Here is a 25229-nt window from a genome sequence, read left to right as displayed (position 1 = left end):
CTACATATTCTGACATGTCCCTTCCATGTGGTCAATAAAGGAATTTGACGAAAAAACCCCAAAGTCATATAATGAACTTGTCAGTTTTATGAACTTATTCCTAAGGAGGTGAGCCAGAGCATTCGCTTTGGCGCAACATGAAAATTAACGATCAGATTGAAATGCTAGTGCTTACTCTTAAGATGGGTGAGCATGACTTTATCATTAACCCGGTGGCGATCCGTGACGAGCAATCTTATGTATTGGTAGACACCGGTATGCCTGGTTCTTACGGCCAGATCACGGAGCTTTTGACCCAAGCGGGTATTGACCCTGCGGCCCCTCATTCCATTATTTTAACCCATCAAGACATCGATCATGTAGGCAGCTTGCCGCAGTTCAAGGGTGAAGGCATAGAAGTGTATGCCCACGGGGATGACCAGCCTTATATCGATGGCCTGCAGCCGATGATTAAGTTCAGCGGGGAACGTAAAGAAGGGCTAATTGTTTCTCTTCCGCAAGATCTTGCTACTACATTTGAAGCTACTTTTTCTGGAAAAGAAAAGAATGTGACTACGTTACTGGCAGACGGAGAGAAACTGTCTTTCGGCGGCGGACTGACCGTAATCCATACACCAGGGCATACGCCTGGACATATCAGCTTATACCATGAGCCAAGCAAAACACTTATTGCTGGTGATGCATTAAACGTTGAAGATGGTAAGTTGATCGGTCCTAATCCGACTGTTACGCCAGATATGCCATTGGCACTGGAATCACTCCGCAAGTTGAAGGCTTATCCAATCGAGACAGTAATCTGCTACCATGGAGGCATTTTTAAAGGCGATGTTCACCAGGCCATCGATGAAATAACGGAGAACCTGTAATGGACGGTACCGGCCATTCAGCCCGGGATGCGTTATGGAAGGAAAACAAGTGGGTCCGTTTTCTGGTGACATGTGCCATTGCCGTCCTTGGCGGATTTGTTTTTCAACTGATCCACATGCCAATTCCATGGCTACTCGGCTCGATGGTGTTCCTCGTTATCGGCTCCAGATTATTTAGAGGGATTTCCTTTTACTGGCCTGGGCAAGTCCGCGATACCGGAATGATTATCATCGGCTATACCTTGGGCCTCTCGTTCACCTTGTCGACCTTAACGCAGATCGGACTTCAGCTGCCGACGATGATTCTGTTCACGGCGCTGCTGTTGTTATGTGCCGGGGCCATCGCGTATTTAATTTCGAAATTATCCGGTATTCCTTTCCCAACGGTACTCATGGGCAGCATTCCCGGAGGCCTCAGCCAGATGATTACGTTGGCCGAAGAAGTGAAGGGCATTGATATCACTGTCGTCACTTTTTTGCAGGTGTCCCGGCTGATGATGATTATTTTCTGTGTGCCGCTGCTGATCTTCAGCCCATTGTTTCATGTCAGTGGCAGCCACAATGCCGTAGCTGCTGCTGCGAGCGGATCTGCTGGATCTGCTGCGTTATTTCCGCATATTTTGGTCTTTGCCGCAGTATGCGTAGGGAGTGCGTTCATCGCTAAGAAGATCAAGATGCCAACGGCTTTTCTGCTTGGACCAATGATTGGCACGATCCTGCTTAATTTGACCGGGTATGAGGGTCATGCTCTGCCACCCATCGTGCTCAGTCTGTCACAGCTGATGATCGGGGGCTACATTGGACTGCTGCTGGATCTGGAGAGCCTAAAGAACAAAACAAAAATTGTTCTGCTCGCAATATTGAGCGGAGTGCTACTGATTGGGGTCTCTATGGGACTTAGCTTGCTGCTGACACGAATGCATGACATCACAATCGTCACCGCATTTCTCGGCTTATCGCCAGGCGGAATGGACCAAATGGCCCTCATCGCCAAGGAAGTGAACGGCGACCTGTCTATTGTGACGTGCTATCAGCTCTTCCGGACCTTGTTTATCTTTTTTGCGGTGCCGCCGGTGTTAAAGCTGGCTTTCCGGTCGCTGCTGAAGGGGAAAAAAGCTACTATATAAAATGAACATAAGAGAGAGATGGAGAGGCAAGCAGGATTGAGGCTAAGTGGCGAGAAGGTGTGGAGAAGAAGAGTGGGTTGAGAGGTCGATGATGTTCTAGAGTGTGGTTCACGTTGACCTAAGGGAAACTCAAGGCGGCTCGTATGTGATTCTATGGTGACCAAAGGGTAACTCAAAGCGGTTCATATGTGAGTCTATGGTGACGCAAGAGTGCTTAAAAGTGTTCCAAAACTAACTCAAGGGTGCTCAAAAATGGCTTGAAGTTTCCAAGGGTGACGCAAAAGCGACTCAAGGTGGCTCAAGAGAGCAACAAAGTGTCCCCAAACTAACTCGGGGGTGCTCGAAAAGTGACCTAAGGATGCCAAAGTGTGGCGCAAGAGTGCCTAAAAGTGTCCCAAACAAACCCGAGGGTGCTCAAGAGTGGATTAAATTTTCAAGGGTGGCTCAAGGTGCCTCAAGAGTGCCTAAAAGTGTCCCAAAACTAACCCAAGGGTGCTCAAGAGTAGCTTAAAATTGCCAAGGGTAACGCAAGATTGACTCAAGTACCCCCGAGCACCGCCCATTTACCGCCCAACTACCCTCCAACCACCTCCCAAGTGTAAATAGAGGCATTTATGTACCTTAATTATAAGGAACGGAGGGGCTGGCTTCGATTAAGGGCAATTTTGTATGTTAATTCTTCCAAATCGTGCTCAATAGCGTGTTTTCACAAAATTAAGATACAATAATGCTCTTATTTCCTTATTTTGCCTCAAAATGGTGAAATTAAGGTACAAAAATGCTTCTAATTGGGTACGTGATGGGGAGAGCTACTTGGCCTCTTTAGACATCTGGATAACTGCGGCCAAAAGCTCATTTTCACTGGAACTACGCGCGACTCTATCTCCACATCCATCAGAACGAAGCCGAGTCTATTTCTACGTCCGTATCCATGTCTGTATCCCGAATTCATTTTATTTAGTAAGTTCATTAACTCTATCCGCTGAATTAAATCCAAGGGTCAAATATAGCAGCCAGGGCAAATCTTCTTTTGCTCTGGCTATTTTCATGTCCCCAAACGTATTCACCGGCGATCATCCATACATATTCATCAGCTGCCATCCAAACGCAGTCCTCAGCAATCATCCATACGTACCATCAGCTGCCATCCAAACGTACTCCCCAGCGATCATCCACTCGTACTCATCAGCTGCCAACCAAATTGCAGTCCTCAGCAATCATCCATCCGTACTCACCAGCCACCACCCATTTCTCCGTTTTCGATAAAAAATAATAGTTTCGTACAAAGCTTTTCCAGGAGAAAACCACTAATATAACAACTGTATATAATGAAGATACTTCTGGAGGAAATATGTGATGAGTACACAGAAATTGTGGTATAACAAACCAGCGGATTCATGGTCAGAAGGTTTTCCAGTCGGAAATGGAAGATTAGCTGCAATCGTGTATGGCGGAGCAGAACAAGAAGTTTGGAACATTACGGAGTCGACCTATTGGTCTGGAAAAAGAGAACCTATTACGAGCCAGTCCTCTGGCAAGGATGATCTGGCACGATTGAGACAGCATTTTTTCGATGGAGATTACGAAGGCGGCGAGCGGTTAGCAAGCCAATTACTAGAGCCGGGCAAATCGAATTTCGGCACCAATTTGCCTGTATGTGATGTGATTTTGAAGTTTAAAGCTGGCGGACAGAATGTCACCCGTGAGCTTAATCTTGAAAACGCAATCACGAAGACGACTTATGAATTTGAGGGTGCGAAAATACACCGCGAGCTATTTGCTTCCCATGCGGATGGACTGATCGTTTGCCGGTTATGGAGCGAACAACCGGAAGGCATTTCGTTCAGCCTACAACTTGAAGGGAAAACGGATTATTTCGAGAGTTGGAACGAGCCACAGGGCGAAGGCAGGCTCTCCTTTAAGGGGCAAGCTCTTGAGAAACTGCATAGTGATGGTGAATGTGGAGTCCGTTGTCAGGGAAGCATTCACATTGAGACCCAGGGTGGAATCATTAGCGGGGACGCCGGATGGGTTGAGGTTTCGAATGCGAAGGAAGCTATTATTTATTTTGCAATAGATACAGACTATGGTGTGACCGGAGACGACTGGATGAGTGTAGGGGACAAAAGAAACCTACTTGCGAAAGCCAAGGGATATGAGTCTCTTAAATTGGATCATATTGCGGACTATAGCAGTCTATATGACCGGGCCAGCTTAGAGCTGGGGACATCTGAACAAACGTCTTTACCTACGGACGAAAGAATCCGCAATGTATCACAGGGCAAAGGCGAGGATCCTGCCTTATTCGCGTTGTTTTTTCAATATGGCCGGTATTTGACCCTCTGTGGTGCTAGAGAGGATTCGCCTCTGCCGCTGCATTTACAGGGGATCTGGAACGATGATCAGGCTTGCCGGATGGGCTGGACCTGTGATTACCACATTGATATCAACACACAAATGAACTACTATCCAACAGAAACAACTCATTTGTCTGAGTCTCACCAGCCGTTAATTCGTTACATTGAACAGCTAGCGGAGAGTGGAAAAGCAGCGGCTCGGGTTTTCTATGGTTCTGATGGCTGGGTCGCGCATACTGTATCCAATGCTTGGGGTTTTACAGCTCCAGCTTGGCAGAATTCATGGGGGCTTAATGTCACAGGAGGCCTGTGGATTGCCATGCAGCTGCGTGATCATTACGAATATACGTTGAACGAGCAATTTTTAAGTCAAACCGCTTACCCAGTTTTAAAAGATGCCGCTCTATTCTTCTTGGATTATATGGCCCTGCATCCGCAGTACGGCTGGTTGGTTACGGGACCTTCGATCTCCCCGGAAAATACTTTCCATGCCAATGGGACGCAGGTACATCACTATCTGTCCATGGGAACAACGCTGGATCAGGTATTGGTGAGCGATCTGTTCGAATTTGTCCTGGAGTCAGCGGAGAAGCTTGCGGTGGATGAGCAGCTTCAAGCGGATTTGAAAAAAGCCATTGCACTGCTGCCGCCACTTCAGATCGGCCAGAAAGGGCAGCTACAGGAATGGTTGGAGGATTACGTTGAGGCGCAGCCTGAGCACCGTCATCTGTCCCATTTACACAGTCTATTTCCAGCTTATCGCATCACTCCGCAGCATACTCCTGAACTTAGTGAGGCTGCCCGGGTTACCCTGGAAGCCCGTAAATCGACCAACAACCATGAGGATGTGGAGTTTACGGTAGCTGCCTTTGCAGGTTGCTACTCCCGTCTGCATGATGGGGAAAATGCCTATGAGCAGATTTCACACCTGATTGGGAACCTGTGCTTTGATAACCTGCTGACCTTCTCGAAGCCTGGTATTGGCGGAGCGGAAAGCCCGATTTATGTGGCGGATGGCAATTTTGGGGGAACGGCTGCGATCGCGGACATGCTGCTACAGAGTCATGCAGGGGAACTTCATTTGCTGCCAGCTCTCCCGTCATCATGGTCTTCAGGGCAATATCGCGGACTTCGGGCAAGAGGCGCCTTGGAAGTAGACGTCACATGGTCGGAGGGGCGATTGGTAGCAGCGTCTGTACGCGCATTGGCCACGGGGCATACCACGTTACGCTATGGTGAACAGACACTACCGTTCAATTTTGAAGCAGGACACAGCTACAGCCTGGATTCCGAACTACGAATACAGTAGCGAGCATATTCCTACATCTCCTAAAAGAAATCCTATAGCAATAACTTGGCAGGGCTGTCTCATACGTGGATTTCCACGATAGAGGCAGCCTTGTTTTATTAGAAACTACTCTGTTGAAAGGACAGCCTACTGCTGGATTTGACTTAAAGTTCAGTTTAATGCTTATATATAAGGGAGTGAAATGATGAACACTGGACTTGGGAGGAGAGCACTTTGTTTACAATTAAGGAAGCATCGGAAAAATTAAATTGCGCTGCTCATACGATCCGATTTTACGATAAAGAAGGGCTGTTGCCCAACATACGCAGGGACGATCATGGCAACCGCATGTTTGAAAAAAGAGATCTGGACTGGATTCGCTTGATGACTTGTTTCCGTGCGACAGGCATGAGCGTAGCGGATTTGAAGCAGATCGTTGACCTCGCCTTGCAGGGGGATGAAACGATCGGACAACGCAGGGCAATTCTGGAAGCCCATCAGGAAGAGATTAAGCGGAAGCAGCGGGTGCTGGATGAGGCCTTTGAAGCCGTTAGCCAGAAGCTTGAAGTGTATAACAATATCGAAAAAGGAAATCCGGAAGAACGCTTTCTAACGTACATTGATAAGCTGGATTCACCCCAATAAGGGTGGGATTGTGACAAGTCACTCTGCTTAAGGATAGGGTGGCTTGGTTGTCATCAAGGGCCTTGCCTTGGAGTGTACTTTAAGATGTAAACTAGAACTGTTAAAAAATAACGTTCATCGGAATAAGAAAGCAGGAGAGACTGGATGAAATATGTAATAATCTTGTTCGCACTCGCATTAGTCATTTTCTTAATCATGAATTATTATCCTCCTCTTGGTGGGAAGAGTTCAGCGGACACTCAGCAGCGGATTCATGAATCCGCTAACTTTGTCGATGGGAAGTTTCGTAATCAAATCCCGACATCGATGGATTATAGTCTAAAAGATACCGCTGGAGCCCTATACGATACGATAAAAGGAAACCCGGATGGTCGGCCAAAGGTAAATCTTCCGACGGTGCGCTTTGATGCCAAAGCATTTTCGGAAAGTCTTGAGGATCAAGTGATCTGGTTTGGTCATTCGACCCTGTTGCTGAAGACGAGTGGAGTGAAGATGCTGCTGGACCCGGTGTTCAGTAAATATGCTTCCCCGGTTTCTTTCGCAGGACCAAAGCGATACAGCTATGATCTTCCAGCACAGATTGAGGAGTTGCCTGACATCGATGTGGTCTTGATCTCGCATGATCATTATGATCACCTGGACTATGCGTCTATCCGTAAGCTGAAAGGAAAGGTCAAACAATTTATTGTTCCCTTAGGGGTCGCCGGACATTTGACGAAATGGGGCGTAGATCCGGACAAGATTCAAGAGCTCGATTGGTGGGAAGAGGCGTCGTACCAAGGGCTAACCATTGTTAGCACACCGGCAAGACATTTCTCTGGCCGCGGCACGCGTTCGGGATCTACTTTATGGAGTTCCTGGGTGATTCAAAGTAAACAATCGAATGTATATTTTAGCGGGGATAGTGGTTATGCTCCTCACTTCAAGGAGATTGGCGATAAATACGGCCCGTTCGATCTTGCCTTCATAGAAACAGGTCAATATGATGTGAAATGGGCCAACATTCATATGGTTCCTGAAGAGTCCGTACAAGCGAGTCTCGATGTACAGAGCAAAGTAATGGTTCCTATTCACTGGGGAGGCTTCACTCTGGCATTGCACAGTTGGACAGACCCGATTGAGCGGGCGAAGGCAGCTGCGGATGAGCGTGGTGTAGCTTTGGCTACGCCAAAAATTGGAGAAAAGGTGATTATCGGTTCTAATGTATATCCTTCTTCAAGCTGGTGGGAGACGATTAAAAAATAGTGCTTGCCTTAAAGTGAACTTTAAGGGTTAAGATAGCTCACGAGCCAAGCTCAATTCGTGATCTGGAGGGAATACACATGAGTAAAACCATTTTAATCACAGGCACATCAACAGGCTTCGGCAAAGAATTGGTGCTTCAATTCGCGAAGCGTGAATGGAATGTCGTCGCTACCATGCGGGATACATCGAAAGCTGCTGCTGAATTTAACCAATATAGTAACGTACAAGTTCTGGCCTTGGATATTACGAATCAGGAAATGACCCGCGAGGTTGTAGATACGGTAACACGTCAATACGGACGCATTGATGTATTGCTCAATAATGCCGGATATGCGCAAGCAGGTATTTTTGAAGAAGTGACTGTTGACCAAGCACGTCAGCAATATGAAACCAATGTGTTCGGTGTAATGACCACCATTCAAGCCGTTCTTCCGCAAATGCGGGAAAATCGCTCAGGTCATATTATCAATATCTCATCGATGGGCGGCGTACAAAGCTTGCCAACGCTGTCTATCTACTGTAGCTCCAAAGCAGCGCTTGAAAGCCTAAGTGAAGGTCTGGCGGCGGAAGTTAAGGATCTGGGCATCAAGCTCACGCTGGTAGAGCCTGCAGGATTCAAAACAGGCTTCCAAGCCAATACTCAGGAAATTACAAGCAGTATCCCAGACTACCAGCCGCTGTATGATTGGTATAATGATCTTGCTGAGACCGCGCCTTACGGCGATGTTGAAAAAGCGATGTCAGCCGTTGCCGATATTGCCGGCGCAGACAATGCTCCGAGAAGATTGGCACTTGGCAGCATGGGCCTCGTGATGGCGCGTACGCAGCTGAATGGCATGCTTGAGGAATATGACAAGTGGGAACACATTACTGCAAGCGCAGATTAATAGTAAGAAAGAGGAGTGGATGATCATCCACTCCTCTTTTTTTTATATTAATGAATCCACAGTATTTATATATAAGCGAACGAATGTGTCTTACTCACTGTTCCTTTACCCGCTTACATTCATGTTGACAGAGTCCACTAGAAATAATACATTATTAGTAGACATAGTCCACTAGAAAGGAGACAAGCATGGATAATAAAGTTATTGCAGATATACGTCAATTCAATAGATATTACACGGACGTACTAGGTCTATTAAATAAAAGTGTATTAGATACGGGCTACTCATTGACAGAAGCACGAGTCATTATAGAAATTGGCCTGATGGAGCAATGTATTGCGAACAATCTGGTTGATTTTCTTAATATTGATCGAAGTTACATGAGCAGAATCATTAGAAAGCTAAAGAAAGATGGGCTGATCATTAAGGAGCCATCGGCCTCGAATGTCAGAACGAATCTCATTCGCTTATCCCCTGAAGGTTTAGCACTTTTTAACGAAATAAATAAAAAATCGGATGAACAATTAGTGGATCTATTCCAAGGTTTATCACGGAAACAAATCAACGAAATACATACTTCTATGTTAGCTATTAAGAAGAATTTAGATAGTTTGGAGAGAAAGTAAGATGATACGATTTGAAAATGATTACGCAGAAGGTGCTCATCAGCGCATTCTTGAGCGTTTATTAGAAACCAATGAAGAACAGACACCAGGATATGGAATGGATGAACATTGTGAAAAAGCTAGAGGGTATATTCGAAAAGCCTGTAACGCTGAAAATGCAGACGTCCACTTTTTAGTAGGGGGAACCCAAACCAATACGACTATTATCGCTTCGATTTTACGTCCACATCAAGGTGCAGTTTCGGCACATACGGGTCATATCGCAGTACACGAAACTGGGGCAATTGAGGCTACTGGTCATAAAGTACTTCCTATACCAAGTGAAGATGGGAAAATCCGAGCCGGGCAGGTCAAAGAATTGTATGATGCTCATTGGAACGATGTTACTCATGAGCATATGGTACAGCCAGGCTTAGTGTACATCTCACATCCAACTGAAAATGGGACAACCTATCGCAAATCAGAATTGGAAGAATTGAGTAAGGTCTGTCGTGAATCCGGGATACCTTTGATCATGGATGGTGCCAGATTAGGATATGCTTTGGCTTCGAAGGAGAACGATATCACATTAGAGGATATTGCAAGGCTATGTGATGTATTTTATATAGGTGGAACTAAAATTGGGGCATTGTTTGGTGAAGCAGTAGTTATAACAAATGATTCTCTAAAGAAAGATTTTCGCTATATTATCAAGCAAAGAGGCGGACTGCTGGCTAAAGGCAGACTTTTGGGAATCCAGTTTGAAACCCTATTTGAGGATGGTTTATACCATGAAATCTCTAGTCATGCCGTGGAAATGGCAGGGATGATTAGAGATGCTTTCGTTCAAAATGGTTTTTCATTACGTTATGATTCTACAACTAATCAGCAGTTTCCCATTTTGCCGGAAGAGGTAATTGTTGAATTAAGCAAAAAGTATGCATTTCAATTCTGGGAAAAAATCGATGCTACACACAGTGCTTTGAGATTTTGTACTAGTTGGGCTACGAAAAAAGAACATGTTGAAATGCTGATAGAAGATATTAAAGAAATGAAAGTAGCTACACCATACTTAGTATAAGAAAAAGCCCAGTTGAGTTGATCGACTGGGCCTTACTCAAATTATCTTAAGGAAGCTTGTTCGTCTTACATAGTAATTATAGTGATGACAACACTTATCGTTGTACCGAAGCATAGTAAAGTGCCGATTTTCGCACCCCAATCCTTGAGATGATTTAACCCCAAGAGAACACCTGGCACCGTAAGAACTAAGACAGCCAGGGATAAAACCGTATGATTATGCAGTCCAATCTTGTCTCCTAGAGTTTCAATCACAGGAATGCCATTCAAGCTAGATGACCAAAGTATCGACAAGAACCCCAGATATAGCGCCCAGGTCCCCGTTCCCTTACTTGCTTTCTGCTTCTTCATTATTATATTCCCCACTCTCAATATTCCAAATAATTGTAATTGTAAAAGTACCTTTGGCATAGTCAGCCGTAATGTTATGACCCATCTGAGTAAGCAGCGTTTTGCAAATGGAAAGCCCAAGTCCAGTGCTGTCATTTGTTCGGCTGTTGCTTGTCGTATATGACCGGTCGAACACATGAGATAACTCTTGCGTTGTAATGACCTCACTTTCATTGGAAAAGGACATCACGATGGAGTCAGACTCCATCTTACTATCCACCAGCAATTTATTTTTCCCATGCTTCTTGGCATTCTGGAGTACATTCTCAATGACCCGATGTACAGCGTTGGCATCTGCCACAACCTTTGGGGCAGTAGGAGAAAGGGAAGCTTCTACTTGGAAGCCAGAGGATTCAAAATCATCATAAACTTCAGCCAGTAAGTTCAGACCGATCTCGTTGACATCAATTAAAGTGGATTCAAGCGCATACTCGCCTTCATCCAAGCGGGATAAATCGTAGAAATCCGCTATGAGACGATGGAGCGAGCGGGCCCTTTTTTCTACAATGCGAAGATAGTTCGCTTTTTCTTGATCGGATGCCTTGTCCTGGTTCAACATGTGTAGATAGCCTAGAATGGCTGTTAACGGTGTTCGCATATCGTGAGAAATATTAGATATCCCTTGATGGAATTTCTTTTCATTCCATTGATAAGACCGCGCCATCTGTACTTTAGTATCGATCAACCGGTTAATCTCAATCACAAGCTCCTGATTCAGCTTAGAGGGAAAGCTCATCGTGACGAGTTGGGAACGTTCTTCGTTGTTCAGTTGTCTGAGTTTTTGCATCAGCCGCCGCGTCTGGGAGACCTGCAGGCTATAGAGTATGGCAAATAAGCAGGCTGCTGCACCTAAAACGATCGTCACAATGAGCATATCGGTCTCCTTAAAGTTCTTTTTTGCGGAATAAGAAACTGCCAATCCCTAGTAGCACGAGAACACAGACTAATGGAATGGTAAGCATCACAATCTGAAGTGTTACAGAGGGCGCGCTATTTTCAACAGCAGGGTTTAGGGAAGTCAGCACTTTGCTAAAACCAGGGGAAGCTGAGCCCAGCATGTGGCTGATATTAGAAAGCACCGTACTGCACAGAATACATACCAAGATCAGAGAAGCCGTCTTTTGAATCAGTACACTAAGCATCTGGAATAAGGCGAGATAGGCAGCGATACTCAGAAAATAAGAAATCATCGTCGTTGATACCATTTCTTGAAGCATAGTGCTCCCATCCGCTGTACCGAAGCTATAAAAGATTGAAGCCACGGCAGAAGCGGAGCAGAGTATCCACATGAGCAATAAGAGCAGGAGTCCACTAAAATATTTGGAGATAAAGATGGCCGTTCGTGTGATGCCATTGGTTGTATCATTTTTATATAGGCCTAGCTGCATATCTTCTCGGAACGTAAATTCTGTAATGATCAGGGTGATAAAGAAAAAGGCTGCATACATGATACCTGGAACGATTTGGACAACAATGGATGGGGCATAATGACTGCCCACGCCAATGATCAGTAAGGCCGGAACGGCAATCAAGACGAAGCACCATAGCACAAATGAAAAGCGGGTACCAATACGATATAAATCAGCTTTACAATAATTAAGCATTCGAACGTTCTCCTAACAAGCTCATGAAGTAATCCTCCAGATCTTTTCTTTCTTCTGTTAATGAGAATACATCTACGCCGTTTTCGTTGAGTTCCCGATTCATCTGTTCCGGATGGTCCACTTGATCGTAGCAGCGAATAATATTCTGGGGAAAAACTTTGTAATTCTTATAACCGCAGATGTCCAGCACCGTGGATGCCTTTGCGGTGTTACTGACTTTGATGACCAGGGCCCCCTTGGACTGTGCCTCGAGTTCTTTTGCGCTAATCTGTTCGATCAGTATCCCTTTGTCAATGAACCCATAATGGGTGGCCACGGAGCTAAGCTCCTTCAAAATATGGCTGGAGATCAGAATGGTAACACCTTGTTCTTGATTAAGCTTCAGGATCAAGTCCCGAATTTGGGAGATCCCCAAAGGATCAAGGCCGTTCGTAGGCTCATCCAGCACCAGAAACTCCGGTTTGCCAAGCAGCGCACGCGCAATGCCTAGCCGTTCTTTCATACCTAAGGAGAACTGGGAGAATTTTTTACGGCCTGTATCGCTGAGGCCCACAAATTCCAGTAACTCATCCAGCTCATCGGTAATAGGAATCCCTTTTTTCATACAATAGATTTTCAAATTTTTCTTGGCTGAAAGGTTAGGATAAAACGTGGGGGATTCAATCACACATCCAATGCGTGTGCGGCTCTCTTCTAGCTTGCGGGGATCACTGTTTCCAAACAAAGACAGCGATCCCGATGTTGGGTAACTCTGACCACAGATGAGTCTCATCAATGTGGTTTTCCCTGCTCCGTTCTTCCCGACTAAACCATAGATCTGACCTTTTTCAATATTTAAGGAACAATCCATCAGGGCAAAGGAAGAGCTATATTTTTTAGATAATCCATTGGTGGTGACGATGTTTTCACTCATGACCATACCTCCTTCGATGTACTTATCTTAGCTGGCCAAGAATACAAGGTCATGAAGGAATTCTGAAGACTTTCTGAAGTTCACGGGTTCAACCGGTAACCAATGCCACGCACGGTCTTGATATATTCCTCGTTATCGTACTGGGCGATTTTACTGCGAATACGACTGATATGTACGTCTACCGTGTTATCTTCACCTAAAAACTCCTGCTTCCAGCAAGAAGTGAAAATATTCGAACGGGTAAATACGCGGTCCGGATGCTGTAGAAAGAGGGTAAGGATCTGATATTCAAGCGATGTGAGGTCGATGGGCGTCCCATTCATGCTGACCGTCATTGTTGCTGTGTTACATTCACAATTTTTATGACGAAGCAATGTAGAGGAGGAAGGGGTATTGCTCTTAGAGAAGATTTGGCTTCTTCGGAGTTGGGCCTCAACTCGAGCCAATACTTCTTCATTTTCAAAAGGCTTGGCGATGAAGTCATCCGCTCCTAAACGTAGCGTGGCTACACGTGCATCCGTACCCAGCATGGCCGAGATGACGATGATGGGCATCGTATGCTGCTCCCGAATCGTTGCAATCAACGACTTTCCGTCCATTCCAGGCAGCATCAAATCCAGCAATAGACAATCAAAGGTCTCATGCTTCATCAACAAGTGGCCTTCCGAGCCAGAATAAGCGCTAGTGACCGTGTAGCCGTTATCCTTCAGTATTTGTGCAAGCAGCTGATTTATATCCATATCATCCTCAACGATTAGAATGCGGTAGCTCATGAATGTGTTCTCCTTTATCCGTTTCAAGTATAGATAAGCACGTTAAATTGTAGGGAATATGCGATGAAATTGCAAAGTGCATGATAAATAATGTGAACTACTATCGAACTTAAGTCTCGGCGTCATTCCGGTGAAGTTTGGACTTCCGGTCGCTGTTGTGCCCAGATTTCCTTGATTAAACCGCTTTTAGCGGTTGAAATCTGCTGACAGTCTATGCTTCCGATGCTAGCTTTCCTGCGGGAAGCTTTCGGACGAACGCTGCGCTCCTACAGTTCCAATCTTCCCCTCCATTCCTTCTCTTCTTTTGTTCATCGGATATAGTTTGCATCTGCGGGCACAAAAAACCTTATTTATGCAATATGCAATTCATGCATAGATAAGGGTAGTTAGGGCGTTTTTCAATTTTAGTTGGTATCGAAATCAATGGATACATAGCCTCTTTCCATTGCGTAAATCCATGATTTAACGTACCCACTTGTCCGAGACAACTGTAAGCATCGGAGCCTAGCAGCAAGTGGAATGGGGGATTGTTCATAAATGCTAATTGAATAATAGATGGGCTGCTTTCCAGGAAGCTTGTTCTGAAGAATCAAGGAGCAACGGCAGTTACATTGATACTGTTAGCGGCAGGAAGTTCTCGTATTCATGATCGATAGTCTTCTTCAAGCTGACGATGTTTCTGGAAGTCGCGAGATCTAACCTCCATTATGATTTGAAGGTGTTATGTAACGGCTTGTCCAGCATACAACTATCAACGATCGATTCGATCTGTTGTTTAAGTATGAACTTATAAAGGTGTTGTGTTTAGATTATATAAGATGAACAAAAGAAAAAACAAAAAGCGAGGAGGAACGAAGGGGGAAGTTTGGAACTGTAGGAGCGATAGCGACCGCCTTTGTCCCCAGATTTAAACCGCTAAAAGCGGTCTAAAAAGAAGAAATCTGGGGACAACAGCGGCCGGAAGTCCAAACATTCCACCGTAGCGACGACCGAGCCTTATGTGTACAGCTTAAGTTTGTCTTATATTTTGATCTGAAAGATTTTATATACAGTTGTTGCTAACACAACATTTCTATATAATTGTTGGAAAGATAGTTATGAGGTGAAATTGAGTATGCCAATATCTGAAGTGAATGCCTCTGACCCGCGCGTGATTAGAACACGGCAATTAATTATCGATGCTTTTATTGATTTGCTGACCACAAAGGAGTTTAACGCCATTACTGTCAGTGATATTTCCAAGCTGGCGACGATCAACAGAGCGACTTTTTATGCGCATTTTACAGATAAATTTGCCCTTACCGATCGTTATTTCTCAGCTTCCTTTATGGAATTTGTCAACAACAGAGTCGATCCACAAGCGGATTTATCGGAAGAAACGATTAAGCTTATCGTGATCTCTTTATGCGAATATCATGTAACTACAAATCAGATCTGTAAGCGAAATTATGAAGCGATTGCCTCTTACGTGGAAAAAGATATAAAAGCTCATCTGGAAGACATTATTTTTAAAATTATGGTCAATGACTGCAAAGATACGGATGAAGATACCTTGCGAATCGCAGCGAATATTTTGACTTGGTCGATCTATGGCATCACTTATCGCTGGAATATGGAGAAACGGCCAGAGACACCACAAGAGTTTGCGATGAAAATTTTGCCCATTTTAAAGGGTGGATATTTCGATTGATTGGAGATTATGGAATGCCCAGAAATCATGAAAAAGACGTTCAACTCCGTGAGGAGCGGAAAAAACAGATTTTAAAATCGGCCTTGCCACTATTTGTTGATAACGGGCTTCAGGGCACGACGATCAGCGAAATTGCGAAGGCAGCAGGCATGAGCAAAGGTTTGATCTATAACTATTTTGAGTCGAAAATAGAGTTATACAGTATTTTGGCCGCTGATATCTTAGGCATTTCCGAACAAGACGCGCATCATCTCCTGTATGAGCGGGAGGGCACTCCATGGGACAGGCTTTGTCAATTGGCTAAAGATGTAGTTATCATACAGAAATCCAAATTAGCCGGAGATGCCGTGGAAATGCAATTTAATCTGGCTTTTTCCATGCAGTTTCTAAGTTTTGAACAATTGCCTGAGCCCTATAAGAGCGACGTGGATAAAGCCTATAGCTTTAGACGACAAACCATTGCGAAATTAATCGAGCAGGGGCAAAGCGCCGGGCAATTCATCGAAGGTGATCCTTACCGGCTATCGATTCATTTTGCCTCGATTGTGAATGGCATGTTCATGGAGAATACCAGGAGTGAAGGGCTCTTTGATGAGAGCAATGTGGAGCATGCGCTGAAGCTCTTTCTGCGCCAGTAGGCGCTATAAACATAAAAAAACCGTGATTGACTTGATTACCAAAGTCTTCACGGTTTTTTGTCGTATTCATCAGGGGGATTAATTCGTTACATAACGGTTCTGCGGAATGTTTAAACCCAGATTGCCTCTAAGCGTATCACTCTCATATTCTGTTCGGAACAAACCGCGTTCTTGCAGAATTGGAACCACTTCACTTAAGAAATCATCCATGCCAAAGGGACCAAAAGGAACGAGCATGAATCCGTCTGCGGCGCCTGCTTCAAACCATTCTTGCAGTGTATCTGCCACCTGCTCGGGCGTTCCCATAAACGGACTGCGCGGTGTAGTTGCCTCTAAAGCAAGCTGGCGAAGCGTGATACCACTTTTCAGAGCTTCGGTAAAGTTTTTTAGTGAACCTTGTTGAGTCGGCACAAGATCGAGCAAGTTCAATGCCGGCTCATCCAGTGGATACTGCGTTAAATCATGGTGGTTAAAAAAGCGGCTGATGTATTTGAGGGCATCCGTGATCGTGACTAAGCTCGCCATTTCCTGATATTTCTGCTCTGCTTCCTCTGCGGTTCTGCCTACAACTGGAGCGATGCTCGGGAAGACAAGGATATCGTCTGCTGATCTACCGAAAGTCTCCGCTCTTCTTCTCATATCCTCTCTAAAAGCAATCGATTCTGTGATCGTCTTAGGAATGGAGTAGATGGCATCGGCCTGCTCTGCTGCAAAGTTGCGACCTGCTTCCGATGTTCCCGCTTGAAAAATAACAGGCTGGCCCTGCGGCGAACGTTCAATGCTAAGCGGTCCTTTAACTGAAAAATACTCCCCTTTGTGATTGAGGGTATGCATTTTTTCAGGGTCAAAAAACACCCCGCTTTCCTTGTCGCGTACGAATGCATCCTCTTCCCAGGAAGACCACAAACCTTTGGTAACCTCCAGAAATTCGGCAGCTAATCTGTACTTCGCATCGTGTTCGATTTGCTTTTCGTTGTAATTATCCGCCGCACCATCCAGCGTACCGGAGGTCACCACATTCCAGCCGGCTCTTCCTCCGCTAATTTTATCAAGCGTTCCAAACTGACGCGCCAGTGTAAAAGGCTCGCTGAAGGTGGAAGACACGGTTCCGACCAGACCAATGTTGGAGGTTACTGCCGCCAAGGCACTCAGTAGAGAGACGGGTTCAAAGCGATTTAAAAAATGGGGCAGTGATTGTTCCGTAATGTACAAGCCGTCCGCAATAAAGATGGCATCTAACAGGGCAGACTCCGCTTTTTTGGCCCACTGTTTATAAAGCTCAAAATTCACGCTGGCGTCCGGCTGCGCATTAGGATGTCTCCATTCAGAAATGCTGTCCCCAACACCGCGAAGATTTACGGCCAGTTTTATTTTTTTGCGACTCACAACGATTCCTCCCACCATTTGATCAACTAAGATAATGAGTATACTCGGATTAAAGTGCAGCTACATCCACAGAATGACCGTTCGTTTAATTTGTGAATCATTATAGCTTGCTTCCCGCCTGGCTGTCAATTTGAAAATATGGCATTGAAATATTTAATTTAAGATAAAAAAATTTAAAATTGACAGTGTCATAGGGAGTGAATATAATTGATCACAAGTTGAACGCGCGGTCAACTTGTGATTTAATTCCATGTATTCCTATGCGAAAAACACGAGGGGTGTAACCATGAATCTTTCTTTTCCTAAATTTAAGTGGGCCATCGTTATGGCTATTGGATTTTCATTAGTGGTCTCAGGTTGCAGCAGTGGTGATAAGAATGCTCCTGCTAATACAGCATCAACGAATGAAGCTTCAGCATCCGCTCCTACTGAGGGAGGGGAGTTAACCTTCGCACTTGCGGGCTCTCCGAGTACGCTGGATGTAGGGGTCACCTCTTCTGACATTGACTTCCGGGTTGGCCGGAATATATTCGATAGTTTGGTAGGTGAACTGCCGGATCATACAATCAAGCCTTGGCTGGCAGAGTCCTGGGAAATTTCAGCAGATAAGAAGAGTTATACCTTCAAGCTGCGTACAGACGTTACTTTCCATGACGGCACGCCATTCAACGCAGAGGCAGTAAAAGTTAATTTTGACAGAAGCGCTGATCCTAACGGGAAGTCGGTTTATGCGAAGCAATTGCTAGGACCGTACGAGTCTTCTGAGGTCATCGACGAGTCTACTCTTAAAGTGAATTTTAAAGAAGCGTTTACTCCTTTCTTAAGTAATCTGGCTAAATCTACACTGGGCATTCAGTCTCCTGAGTCCTTTAAGAAGTATGGTGACCAAGTAGGTCAGCATCCTGTAGGAACCGGTCCGTTCAAGCTGGCCTCCTGGGTTGCAAATTCCGAGATCGTTCTGGAGAAAAACACCGATTATAAGTGGCCTTCACCGGCAGCGGAACATAGCGGTCCAGCTTATTTGGATAAAATCGTATTGAAGCTTATTCCGGAAGAAGCCACTCGTGTCAGTAGCTTGCAAAGTGGTCAGGTGCTTGCCGCGGAATCTATTCCGGCTCAGAATATTGTCGCATTGGAGAAAGATCCTAATTACCAGATTCAGAAGGCGCTACTTCCAGGTGCTACTTTCCAACTCACCTTTAATAATGAGAAAGCACCGTGGAATAATGTGAAGCTTCGCCAGGCGGTACAGTCCACTGTCGATATCGATGCGATTGTGAAATCTTTGTACCTCGGCACATTCCCCCGGTCATGGAGTCCATTATCCTCCTCAACCTTAGGCTACGATTCTTCCCTGGAAGATTCATATAAGGTAGATATTCAACATGCTAACCAATTGCTTGATGAAGAAGGCTGGAAGTTAGGTGCGGATGGTATCCGCGAAAAAGACGGCAAGCCACTGGAGATCAACTATATTGATATCACCGGCAATAGAGAGAAACGCGGCGACATCATTAAAATGGTGCAGCAGCAGGTGAAGCAAATCGGCGTGAAGATGAATGTTTCGATTATGGCTGCGGGCCCTTATGTTGATGCACTGAAAGCTGCCAGCTATGATCTGGTCGGCCACAGTTTTGCTGGCGGAGATCCTGATATTTTAAGAACTATTTTCTCCAAAGCGAACTGGTCTACGAATGAATATGCGAACTCCAACTTTGCCCGTTTTTATGATCCGCAGATTGAGCAGCAGTTAACAGACGCTTACCAAGAAGCCGATCCGGAAAAACGGATTGCGACGTATAAAGAACTACAACAATACTTTGTAAAGAATGCCGTTTCGATTCCTGTATATGTGTTCCCATACACCATTGCAGAAAGTAAAAAAGTGAGCGGAATTACATTTGACTTCCCAGGGTATCCGCAATTCTATGACGTTGCAGTCTCGAAATAGACAGCAGGAGGGAGACGCGGAGAAATGCTTAGAACTATTCTTTACCGGCTGCTAGTCTCCATTGTGGTTTTGCTCTGCACCATAACACTGGTGTTCTTTCTTCTTCACCTCCTGCCGGGAGATCCAATCAATATAAAAATCGCTGGAAATCCGGTATCCCCGGAGGTTGTGGCTAAGCTGAAGCATGAATTCGGACTAGATCAACCGCTCTATAAACAGTACCTCCAGTACTTGGGCAAGGTATTCCGGGGAGATTTCGGAAAGTCGCTCGTGGATAATGAACCTGTGATGACCAAGCTCATGGCCCAGTTCCCGGCAACGCTGTGGTTAACGCTTCTAAGCATGGCCATATCTATAGTGTTTGGCGTGCTGCTAGGCGTTGTGTCGGCAGTGTACCGGCATCGCAGTCTTGATCATCTCATTCGGCTGCTCAGTATCTTCGGCATTTCGATGCCGACGTTCTGGGTAGCTATTCTTCTTGTGCTCCTCTTTTCCGTTAATCTGCAATGGCTTCCGGCTTCGGGCGTAGGCGGGTTTCAGTATCTCATTCTCCCGGCAGCGACGATGGGCATTGTTGGCTCGGGGCTAATTGCCCGCATGGTGAGGGGCAGTATTTTGGAAGTGGTGCATGAACCCTTTGTAAGAACGCTGCGTGCGAAGGGGCTGCCAGAGAGAAGCGTGATGTATCAGCATGTCCTGCGTAATGCGCTCATTCCAGCGGTCACGATGATGGGGATGCTCCTCGGAGAACTGCTCGCGGGTGCGGTTGTTATTGAATCCGTGTTTGCAAGGCAAGGTGTCGGCAGAGTAATCCTGGATGCCATTTTGGCAAAAGATCTGCCTGTAGTCCAAGGGGCGATTCTGCTGACGGCTTCAATCTACATTCTGGTCAATCTATTGGTTGATTTGTCGTATGCGATCATTGATCCAAGGATTCGCCAAGCCTAGCGTGCATGCATAAAGGCAAACCATGAGCCAAGAAGAAAGGGAACGAATAAGGTGAACGCTAAACGAAGTCTTTTTTCAAGAGCAATGATAACCGTTTCCGTGCTGATGATTGCTTGTCTGGTGCTGTTTGCAATTGTTCCTGGCTGGATTGCTCCTTATTCTCCTACCGAGATGAATGGGGCAGCGATCTTGCAGGCACCCGGCGGGAGTCACCTACTCGGAACGGATTATTTTGGACGAGATATTTTAACCCTGGTTATCTATGGCAGTAGGGATGCTTTGATCATCGGGATCTCTGCGGTGCTGCTCGGTGGAGGGATTGGTGCATTGATCGGTGCTATTGCCGGGTATAGCGGGGGGTTCATCGATGCTGTGCTGATGCGTCTTATTGATACACTGATGACCATCCCAGGGATTCTGTTGGCACTCACGGTTTCAGCGGTGCTGGGGCCAAGTAAATTCAATTTAATCATCGCTGTAAGTATTTCAATTATACCTAGCTTTGCTCGCGTGCTGCGCGGACAGGTGCTAACGATTAAGAATCGTACATTCATAGAAGCGGCGAGAAGCATCGGTACCTCACATCTTAGAATTTTATTCTCGCATATTGCGCCGCACGCTTTTTCCTCCTTGCTGGTCATGGGGACGATCGGTGTGGGCAGTGCGATCTTAATGGGCTCAGGACTCAGCTTTCTTGGACTCGGGAGTTCGGAAGAAATTCCGGATTGGGGAAGTTTGCTGTCAGAGGGACGAAGCTATATCTCGATGGCTTGGTGGATCGCAACGTTCCCTGGTCTTGCCATTACTTTGCTAGTGGTTTCGATTAACTTTCTAGGGGACGAGTTACAGTCTGCAATCGGCCCTCGAAAAGGTTGAAAGAAAGGAGGACGCATATCCCATGAACAATGTACTCGATATTAAAGGGCTGTCCGTTGATTTTATGACACCGCAAGGACCCCGAAATATGGTGAATGAGATCAGTCTGACCATTGCTCCGGGGGAAACGCTGGTTTTGGTAGGAGAGTCCGGGAGCGGAAAAACGGTAACGTCTCTATCTGTCATGCGGCTCATTGATTATGACAATGGACGTATCGCCCAAGGTTCTATTGAGTTGAACGGACTCAATCTGGCAGAGCTAAACGCCCGTGAGCTACGGGAGCTTCGTGGCCGGAAAATAGCGATGATCTTTCAAGAACCGATGACGGCGCTTGATCCTATCTTTACGATTGGTCATCAGATGATGGAGATCCTGATTCATCATGGGCTGGCTACGAAGGAGGAAGCGCGGAATCGGGCAATTACCTTGCTTGACCGTGTTGGTATTGTCGATCCGGAGCTGCGGATGAAGCAGTATCCGCATGAACTGTCTGGAGGCATGCGGCAGCGTGTCATGATCGCGATGGCTCTGTCCTGCGGACCGGAACTGCTTATTGCGGATGAGCCGACAACAGCGCTGGATGTCACTATTCAAGCCCAGATCCTGCAGCTTCTGCAAGAGCTGAAGGAAGAGTTCAACATGTCCATCCTGCTGATCACTCATGATCTGGGGATCGCTGCAGAAATGGCCGATCGGGTTGCCGTCATGTATACGGGTAAATTGGTAGAGGTCGCTGATGTTAACTCCCTTTTTGCCAAGCCACAGCATCCATACACACGTGGACTGCTGCAATCGGTTATGACGTTACAGAGTGATCGTACGAAGCCGCTCTATCATATTCCGGGCTCTATTCCAAGTCTGGCGGATCTGCCGCGAGGCTGTCGGTTTCATCCGCGCTGTGCATTTGCTACAGATCAGTGTCGCTCTGAGGAACCGCCTGCTGTTACGGACGGCACGAATATGGTTGCTTGCTGGCATGCAGAAAGCATATCAGAGCTTCCGCTGGGAGCGGAACGGCATAGTGATGAACAGGATGTTCAGACTGCTGAACAGAATGCGCAGAACGTTATTGTTCAGTCCCCTACCAATCCAGGCGATCCAGAAGTGCTGATCGAAGCGCTAAAGGTGACTAAAAGCTTCAACACAGGTAGAGGATTTTTATCCAGAGGCAAGCAAGGTGTTCGCGCAGTGGATGAAGTGAATTTACAGATTCTGAGAGGGGAAACGTTCGGCCTCGTTGGGGAGTCTGGTAGTGGAAAATCAACACTGGGGCGCATGATGCTTCAACTGGAGAAGGTGACTTCTGGCCAAATCCATTGGGAAGGACAAGACTTGGCCGAGACGAAGAGCAAGGATCTAAGAGAATTGCGTCGTGAAATGCAGATGGTGTTCCAGGACCCGTATAGTTCTATCAACTCTCACTGGAAAGTGACGGATATTATTGGAGAGCCGCTAAAGGTACATCTTTCGTTATCTTCTAAGGAAAGAAGAGAGAGAGTAGAAGAACTGATGGCTCTGGTTGGGCTGGAGCCTGCCTCAGCAGATCGTTACCCTCATGAATTCTCGGGCGGGCAGCGGCAACGTATTGCCATTGCCCGGGCGATTGCGTTAAATCCAAAGTTCATCGTCCTCGATGAAGCGGTATCTGCCCTGGATGTATCTGTACAGGCGCAAATTATTAATTTGCTGCAGGACCTGCAGCGAAGGCTCGGGCTAACCTTTCTGTTCATTGCCCATGATTTGCATGTCGTCCGGCATTTGTCAGATCGTGTAGGGGTGATGTATCTGGGGCAGCTCGTGGAGCTTGCACCTACAGAAGCGTTGTATGCTTCTCCGGCTCATCCGTATACACATGCGTTATTATCGGCCATCCCTGCTTCGGACCCTTCCGGTAAAAAAGCACATGGGCTGTTAAAGGGGGAGGTTCCCTCGCAGACGTTCCGGACAACTGGCTGTAAGTTTCATCCAAGATGCCCTGCGGCCACTGACAAATGCAGAACGGAAGATCCTGTATGGCAAAATGTCGGAGACCAGCATCTCGTAGCCTGTCATCACCCTATCCCATTTGAAGGAGGCTTACAATGAGCTTGTCCAATTCTTCAGAACAGAAGGAATTAATTACGATCCGCAGTGCAGTCCCTGCTGACTATGATGCAGTGGTTGAGATACTGTCTCAGGCTTGGGAAAGTTACGCCGTGACTTACCCTGAAGTCAGAGAATCGCTAAAGGAAGCATTGCTAAAATATCTGGAGCCAGGTTCTCAGGAGCGTATTGTTGCTGAAGCGGAAGGTCTTATTATTGGAACAGCGGAGATATTCCATAACGCTGCTGAAGCGTACGGTGACATCCAGCAGACGCTTGCAACACCAGTGTTGCGCAGATTAGCTGTTGCACCTGGATGGCAGGGTAAGGGAATTGCTACACAGCTTATTCATGAGAGCGCGAAACGAGCATTGAACGCCGGAGCCGGCTATTTATATTTGCATACATCATTGGAAACCAATGCATCCGCTGCGAGATTATATGAACATCTGGGCTTTGTCCGTTCACACGACCAAGATCTTCATCAGGGAGAATATTTCATGGAAGGTTTTCGGCTCGATTTAACAGCTGAACTATAGGAGGAATATCAATGAGCGATCGGAAAATTAAACTGGCAATCAACCTGCGCGGTGTCGGAGGAAGCATGTCTGAATGGAGACATCCCGATGCGAAGGCAGATGCAAGTATAGATTTTGAGCTGTACAAGGAATGGGCACAAAAGGCCGAGGCCGCACTTTTCGATATTCTTTTTATAGCCGATGGTTTGTATATTACGGAGCAATCGCTGCCTCATTTTTTAAATCGCTTTGAACCGATTACTTTGCTCAGCGCGCTGGCAACTGTCACGAAGAATATCGGCCTTGTAGGTACGGTATCTTCTACTTACAGTGATCCTTTTACTATCGCACGTCAGTTTGCCTCGCTGGATAAAATGAGTGGCGGACGGGCAGGCTGGAATGTTGTTACCTCAGGATTGCTTGATGGAGCAGCCAATAACTTCAACGGGAAGCAAGTCCATCATGATGAAAAATATGAATTGGCTACGGAATATCTGGAAATCACTAAGGGGTTATGGGATTCATGGGAAGACGATGCCTTCGTACGCGACAAGGAGACGGGGGTATTCTTTGACCCTGCGAAGATGCACACCCTGAATCATAAGGGCAAATTCTTTTCCGTCAAAGGGCCGCTGAACATCGACCGCTCCCCGCAAGGACAGCCGGTTATTTTCCAAGCGGGATTGTCGGAACCGGGCCGTAACTTTGCCGCCCAATTCGCCAATGCCATCTACGCTATTCCACAAACGATCGAAGAATCGATTGCTTTTAGAGAAGATATGAGGAAGAGAGCTGCAGGTTTTGGACGATCGGCAGACGATATTCTAGTGTTCCCTAATATCTCTCCTGTTGTGGGCGCGACCGCAGAGGAAGCTGAGCAAAAATATCAGGAGATTGCAGGCCTCGTCACCATCGAGCATGCTCTTAACTATACTAGCCGATTCTTTAACCACCTTGACCTCTCGCAGTTTCCGCTGGATGAGCCGGCAATCAACCTGCTGGAGCTGATTCCGGGTCAGGAAGGTACTTATAAGTACTTTACAGAAGAACTGCAGAGCGGGAAAACGCTCAGACAGCTTGCTTTGGAAGCGACGACTCCGCGCAGTCCATTCATGGGCACGGCGGAACAAATCGCAGATAAGCTGCAGGCGTGGTTCGAAGCAGGCGCTGCAGATGGCTTTATGTTCGTTCCCTTCGGTCCATTTGGACTGGATGATTTTTTAAATGAAGTGGTGCCGATTCTGCAAGAGCGGGGCTTATTCCGCACAGCATATGAGAGTTCCACACTTAGAGAAAATCTGGGACTGAGCATACCAAAGAATCGTCACGCTCAATCTTAAATGGCAAGAGGTTTTCCCC

Annotated in this window: 22 protein-coding genes; 16 read left to right on the top strand and 6 right to left on the bottom strand. The window is 46.2% G+C overall.

Going from position 1 to position 25229, the window contains the following annotated elements:
* Positions 1-137: 137 nt before the first annotated feature.
* The 8 genes from ACFVU8_RS13265 (at position 138) to ACFVU8_RS13230 (ending at position 10101) form a co-directional block, all read left to right on the top strand.
* Complete coding sequence (locus ACFVU8_RS13265; RefSeq protein WP_387427791.1) at positions 138-866, top strand: MBL fold metallo-hydrolase; 729 nt, start codon at positions 138-140, stop codon at positions 864-866.
* Positions 866-1993: an AbrB family transcriptional regulator gene (locus ACFVU8_RS13260; protein ID WP_387427789.1), complete on the top strand. Its 1128-nt coding sequence runs from the start codon at positions 866-868 to the stop codon at positions 1991-1993. Before ACFVU8_RS13265 ends, ACFVU8_RS13260 begins: the two co-directional genes overlap by 1 nt.
* A gap of 1356 nt (positions 1994-3349) precedes the next feature.
* Complete coding sequence (locus ACFVU8_RS13255) at positions 3350-5659, top strand: glycoside hydrolase family 95 protein (RefSeq protein WP_387427786.1); 2310 nt, start codon at positions 3350-3352, stop codon at positions 5657-5659.
* 213 nt (positions 5660-5872) lie between these two features.
* A complete protein-coding gene (locus ACFVU8_RS13250; protein ID WP_066364721.1) occupies positions 5873-6283 on the top strand; it encodes a MerR family transcriptional regulator in 411 nt (136 codons plus the stop codon).
* A 144-nt stretch (positions 6284-6427) separates the two neighbouring features.
* Complete coding sequence (locus ACFVU8_RS13245) at positions 6428-7528, top strand: MBL fold metallo-hydrolase (protein WP_387427783.1); 1101 nt, start codon at positions 6428-6430, stop codon at positions 7526-7528.
* A 77-nt stretch (positions 7529-7605) separates the two neighbouring features.
* Positions 7606-8415: an SDR family NAD(P)-dependent oxidoreductase gene (locus ACFVU8_RS13240; RefSeq protein WP_175372319.1), complete on the top strand. Its 810-nt coding sequence runs from the start codon at positions 7606-7608 to the stop codon at positions 8413-8415.
* 188 nt (positions 8416-8603) lie between these two features.
* Entirely contained in the window at positions 8604-9041 is a 438-nt protein-coding gene (locus ACFVU8_RS13235; protein ID WP_387427780.1) for a MarR family winged helix-turn-helix transcriptional regulator, read from the top strand.
* Between the two features lies 1 nt (position 9042).
* Positions 9043-10101 (top strand): threonine aldolase family protein, encoded by a 1059-nt coding sequence (locus ACFVU8_RS13230; protein WP_387427778.1) that lies wholly within the window; start codon positions 9043-9045, stop codon positions 10099-10101.
* Positions 10102-10166: 65 nt separating this feature from the next.
* On the opposite strand, the gene ACFVU8_RS13225 is transcribed toward ACFVU8_RS13230, so the two are convergent.
* From ACFVU8_RS13225 to ACFVU8_RS13205, 5 genes are all read right to left on the bottom strand, one after another.
* Positions 10167-10451, bottom strand: coding sequence for a hypothetical protein (locus ACFVU8_RS13225; protein WP_379469519.1), 285 nt, complete (start codon positions 10449-10451; stop codon positions 10167-10169).
* Positions 10429-11364 (bottom strand): sensor histidine kinase, encoded by a 936-nt coding sequence (locus ACFVU8_RS13220; protein WP_379469517.1) that lies wholly within the window; start codon positions 11362-11364, stop codon positions 10429-10431. The genes ACFVU8_RS13225 and ACFVU8_RS13220 overlap by 23 nt, the downstream gene beginning before the upstream one ends.
* Positions 11365-11374: 10 nt before the next feature.
* On the bottom strand, positions 11375-12094 hold the full coding sequence (locus ACFVU8_RS13215; RefSeq protein ID WP_379469515.1) for a hypothetical protein: 720 nt from the start codon (positions 12092-12094) through the stop codon (positions 11375-11377).
* Positions 12087-13007, bottom strand: a complete 921-nt coding sequence (locus ACFVU8_RS13210) for an ATP-binding cassette domain-containing protein (RefSeq protein ID WP_379469513.1) — start codon at positions 13005-13007, stop codon at positions 12087-12089. The genes ACFVU8_RS13215 and ACFVU8_RS13210 overlap by 8 nt, the downstream gene beginning before the upstream one ends.
* Positions 13008-13087: 80 nt before the next feature.
* Positions 13088-13780: a response regulator transcription factor gene (locus ACFVU8_RS13205; protein WP_379469511.1), complete on the bottom strand. Its 693-nt coding sequence runs from the start codon at positions 13778-13780 to the stop codon at positions 13088-13090.
* Between the two features lie 1114 nt (positions 13781-14894).
* Here ACFVU8_RS13205 and ACFVU8_RS13200 point away from each other — a divergent pair.
* Together ACFVU8_RS13200 and ACFVU8_RS13195 are read left to right on the top strand one after the other, a co-directional pair.
* Positions 14895-15470 carry a TetR/AcrR family transcriptional regulator gene (locus ACFVU8_RS13200; protein ID WP_387427775.1) on the top strand — a complete coding sequence of 192 codons (576 nt, stop codon included), beginning with the start codon at positions 14895-14897 and terminating at the stop codon, positions 15468-15470.
* Positions 15471-15484: 14 nt separating this feature from the next.
* Positions 15485-16108, top strand: coding sequence for a TetR/AcrR family transcriptional regulator (locus ACFVU8_RS13195; RefSeq protein WP_387427773.1), 624 nt, complete (start codon positions 15485-15487; stop codon positions 16106-16108).
* A 78-nt stretch (positions 16109-16186) separates the two neighbouring features.
* Here the strand turns inward: ACFVU8_RS13195 and ACFVU8_RS13190 are convergent, their stop codons facing one another.
* Complete coding sequence (locus ACFVU8_RS13190; RefSeq protein WP_387427771.1) at positions 16187-17512, bottom strand: LLM class flavin-dependent oxidoreductase; 1326 nt, start codon at positions 17510-17512, stop codon at positions 16187-16189.
* A gap of 268 nt (positions 17513-17780) precedes the next feature.
* On the opposite strand from ACFVU8_RS13190, the gene ACFVU8_RS13185 reads away from it, so the two are divergent.
* From ACFVU8_RS13185 to ACFVU8_RS13160, 6 genes are read left to right on the top strand one after another with little or no spacing between them, the layout of a single operon-like run.
* On the top strand, positions 17781-19445 hold the full coding sequence (locus tag ACFVU8_RS13185; RefSeq protein WP_387427769.1) for an ABC transporter substrate-binding protein: 1665 nt from the start codon (positions 17781-17783) through the stop codon (positions 19443-19445).
* A gap of 24 nt (positions 19446-19469) precedes the next feature.
* Entirely contained in the window at positions 19470-20393 is a 924-nt protein-coding gene (locus ACFVU8_RS13180) for an ABC transporter permease (protein ID WP_379469502.1), read from the top strand.
* A 51-nt stretch (positions 20394-20444) separates the two neighbouring features.
* Positions 20445-21269, top strand: a complete 825-nt coding sequence (locus ACFVU8_RS13175) for an ABC transporter permease (RefSeq protein ID WP_387427766.1) — start codon at positions 20445-20447, stop codon at positions 21267-21269.
* A 22-nt stretch (positions 21270-21291) separates the two neighbouring features.
* Positions 21292-23355, top strand: coding sequence for an ABC transporter ATP-binding protein (locus tag ACFVU8_RS13170; RefSeq protein ID WP_387427764.1), 2064 nt, complete (start codon positions 21292-21294; stop codon positions 23353-23355).
* Positions 23352-23891 carry a GNAT family N-acetyltransferase gene (locus ACFVU8_RS13165; RefSeq protein WP_379469495.1) on the top strand — a complete coding sequence of 180 codons (540 nt, stop codon included), beginning with the start codon at positions 23352-23354 and terminating at the stop codon, positions 23889-23891. Before ACFVU8_RS13170 ends, ACFVU8_RS13165 begins: the two co-directional genes overlap by 4 nt.
* Before the next feature lie 11 nt (positions 23892-23902).
* Positions 23903-25210, top strand: a complete 1308-nt coding sequence (locus ACFVU8_RS13160; protein ID WP_387427761.1) for an LLM class flavin-dependent oxidoreductase — start codon at positions 23903-23905, stop codon at positions 25208-25210.
* Positions 25211-25229: the final 19 nt, after the last annotated feature.

The organism is Paenibacillus sp. NPDC058177, assembly GCF_042883835.1.
Classification (GTDB): Bacteria; Bacillota; Bacilli; order Paenibacillales; family Paenibacillaceae; genus Paenibacillus_AQ; species Paenibacillus_AQ agri.
Note: the sequence above shows the minus strand (reverse complement) of the source record. Positions and strands in the feature narration are given on the sequence as shown.

Excerpts from the sequence above, each read along its gene's own strand:
- ACFVU8_RS13205 (WP_379469511.1), bottom strand. The coding sequence starts at position 13,780 with ATGAGCTACCGCATTCTAATCGTTGAGGATGATATGGATATAAATCAG.
- ACFVU8_RS13255 (WP_387427786.1), top strand. The coding sequence starts at position 3,350 with ATGAGTACACAGAAATTGTGGTATAACAAACCAGCGGATTCATGGTCA.
- ACFVU8_RS13195 (WP_387427773.1), top strand. The coding sequence starts at position 15,485 with ATGCCCAGAAATCATGAAAAAGACGTTCAACTCCGTGAGGAGCGGAAA.
- ACFVU8_RS13185 (WP_387427769.1), top strand. The coding sequence starts at position 17,781 with ATGAATCTTTCTTTTCCTAAATTTAAGTGGGCCATCGTTATGGCTATT.
- ACFVU8_RS13160 (WP_387427761.1), top strand. The coding sequence starts at position 23,903 with ATGAGCGATCGGAAAATTAAACTGGCAATCAACCTGCGCGGTGTCGGA.
- ACFVU8_RS13210 (WP_379469513.1), bottom strand. The coding sequence starts at position 13,007 with ATGAGTGAAAACATCGTCACCACCAATGGATTATCTAAAAAATATAGC.
- ACFVU8_RS13165 (WP_379469495.1), top strand. The coding sequence starts at position 23,352 with ATGAGCTTGTCCAATTCTTCAGAACAGAAGGAATTAATTACGATCCGC.
- ACFVU8_RS13260 (WP_387427789.1), top strand. The coding sequence starts at position 866 with ATGGACGGTACCGGCCATTCAGCCCGGGATGCGTTATGGAAGGAAAAC.
- ACFVU8_RS13230 (WP_387427778.1), top strand. The coding sequence starts at position 9,043 with ATGATACGATTTGAAAATGATTACGCAGAAGGTGCTCATCAGCGCATT.
- ACFVU8_RS13225 (WP_379469519.1), bottom strand. The coding sequence starts at position 10,451 with ATGAAGAAGCAGAAAGCAAGTAAGGGAACGGGGACCTGGGCGCTATAT.
- ACFVU8_RS13235 (WP_387427780.1), top strand. The coding sequence starts at position 8,604 with ATGGATAATAAAGTTATTGCAGATATACGTCAATTCAATAGATATTAC.
- ACFVU8_RS13170 (WP_387427764.1), top strand. The coding sequence starts at position 21,292 with ATGAACAATGTACTCGATATTAAAGGGCTGTCCGTTGATTTTATGACA.
- ACFVU8_RS13265 (WP_387427791.1), top strand. The coding sequence starts at position 138 with ATGAAAATTAACGATCAGATTGAAATGCTAGTGCTTACTCTTAAGATG.
- ACFVU8_RS13245 (WP_387427783.1), top strand. The coding sequence starts at position 6,428 with ATGAAATATGTAATAATCTTGTTCGCACTCGCATTAGTCATTTTCTTA.
- ACFVU8_RS13240 (WP_175372319.1), top strand. The coding sequence starts at position 7,606 with ATGAGTAAAACCATTTTAATCACAGGCACATCAACAGGCTTCGGCAAA.
- ACFVU8_RS13220 (WP_379469517.1), bottom strand. The coding sequence starts at position 11,364 with ATGCTCATTGTGACGATCGTTTTAGGTGCAGCAGCCTGCTTATTTGCC.
- ACFVU8_RS13200 (WP_387427775.1), top strand. The coding sequence starts at position 14,895 with ATGCCAATATCTGAAGTGAATGCCTCTGACCCGCGCGTGATTAGAACA.
- ACFVU8_RS13190 (WP_387427771.1), bottom strand. The coding sequence starts at position 17,512 with ATGGTGGGAGGAATCGTTGTGAGTCGCAAAAAAATAAAACTGGCCGTA.
- ACFVU8_RS13180 (WP_379469502.1), top strand. The coding sequence starts at position 19,470 with ATGCTTAGAACTATTCTTTACCGGCTGCTAGTCTCCATTGTGGTTTTG.
- ACFVU8_RS13215 (WP_379469515.1), bottom strand. The coding sequence starts at position 12,094 with ATGCTTAATTATTGTAAAGCTGATTTATATCGTATTGGTACCCGCTTT.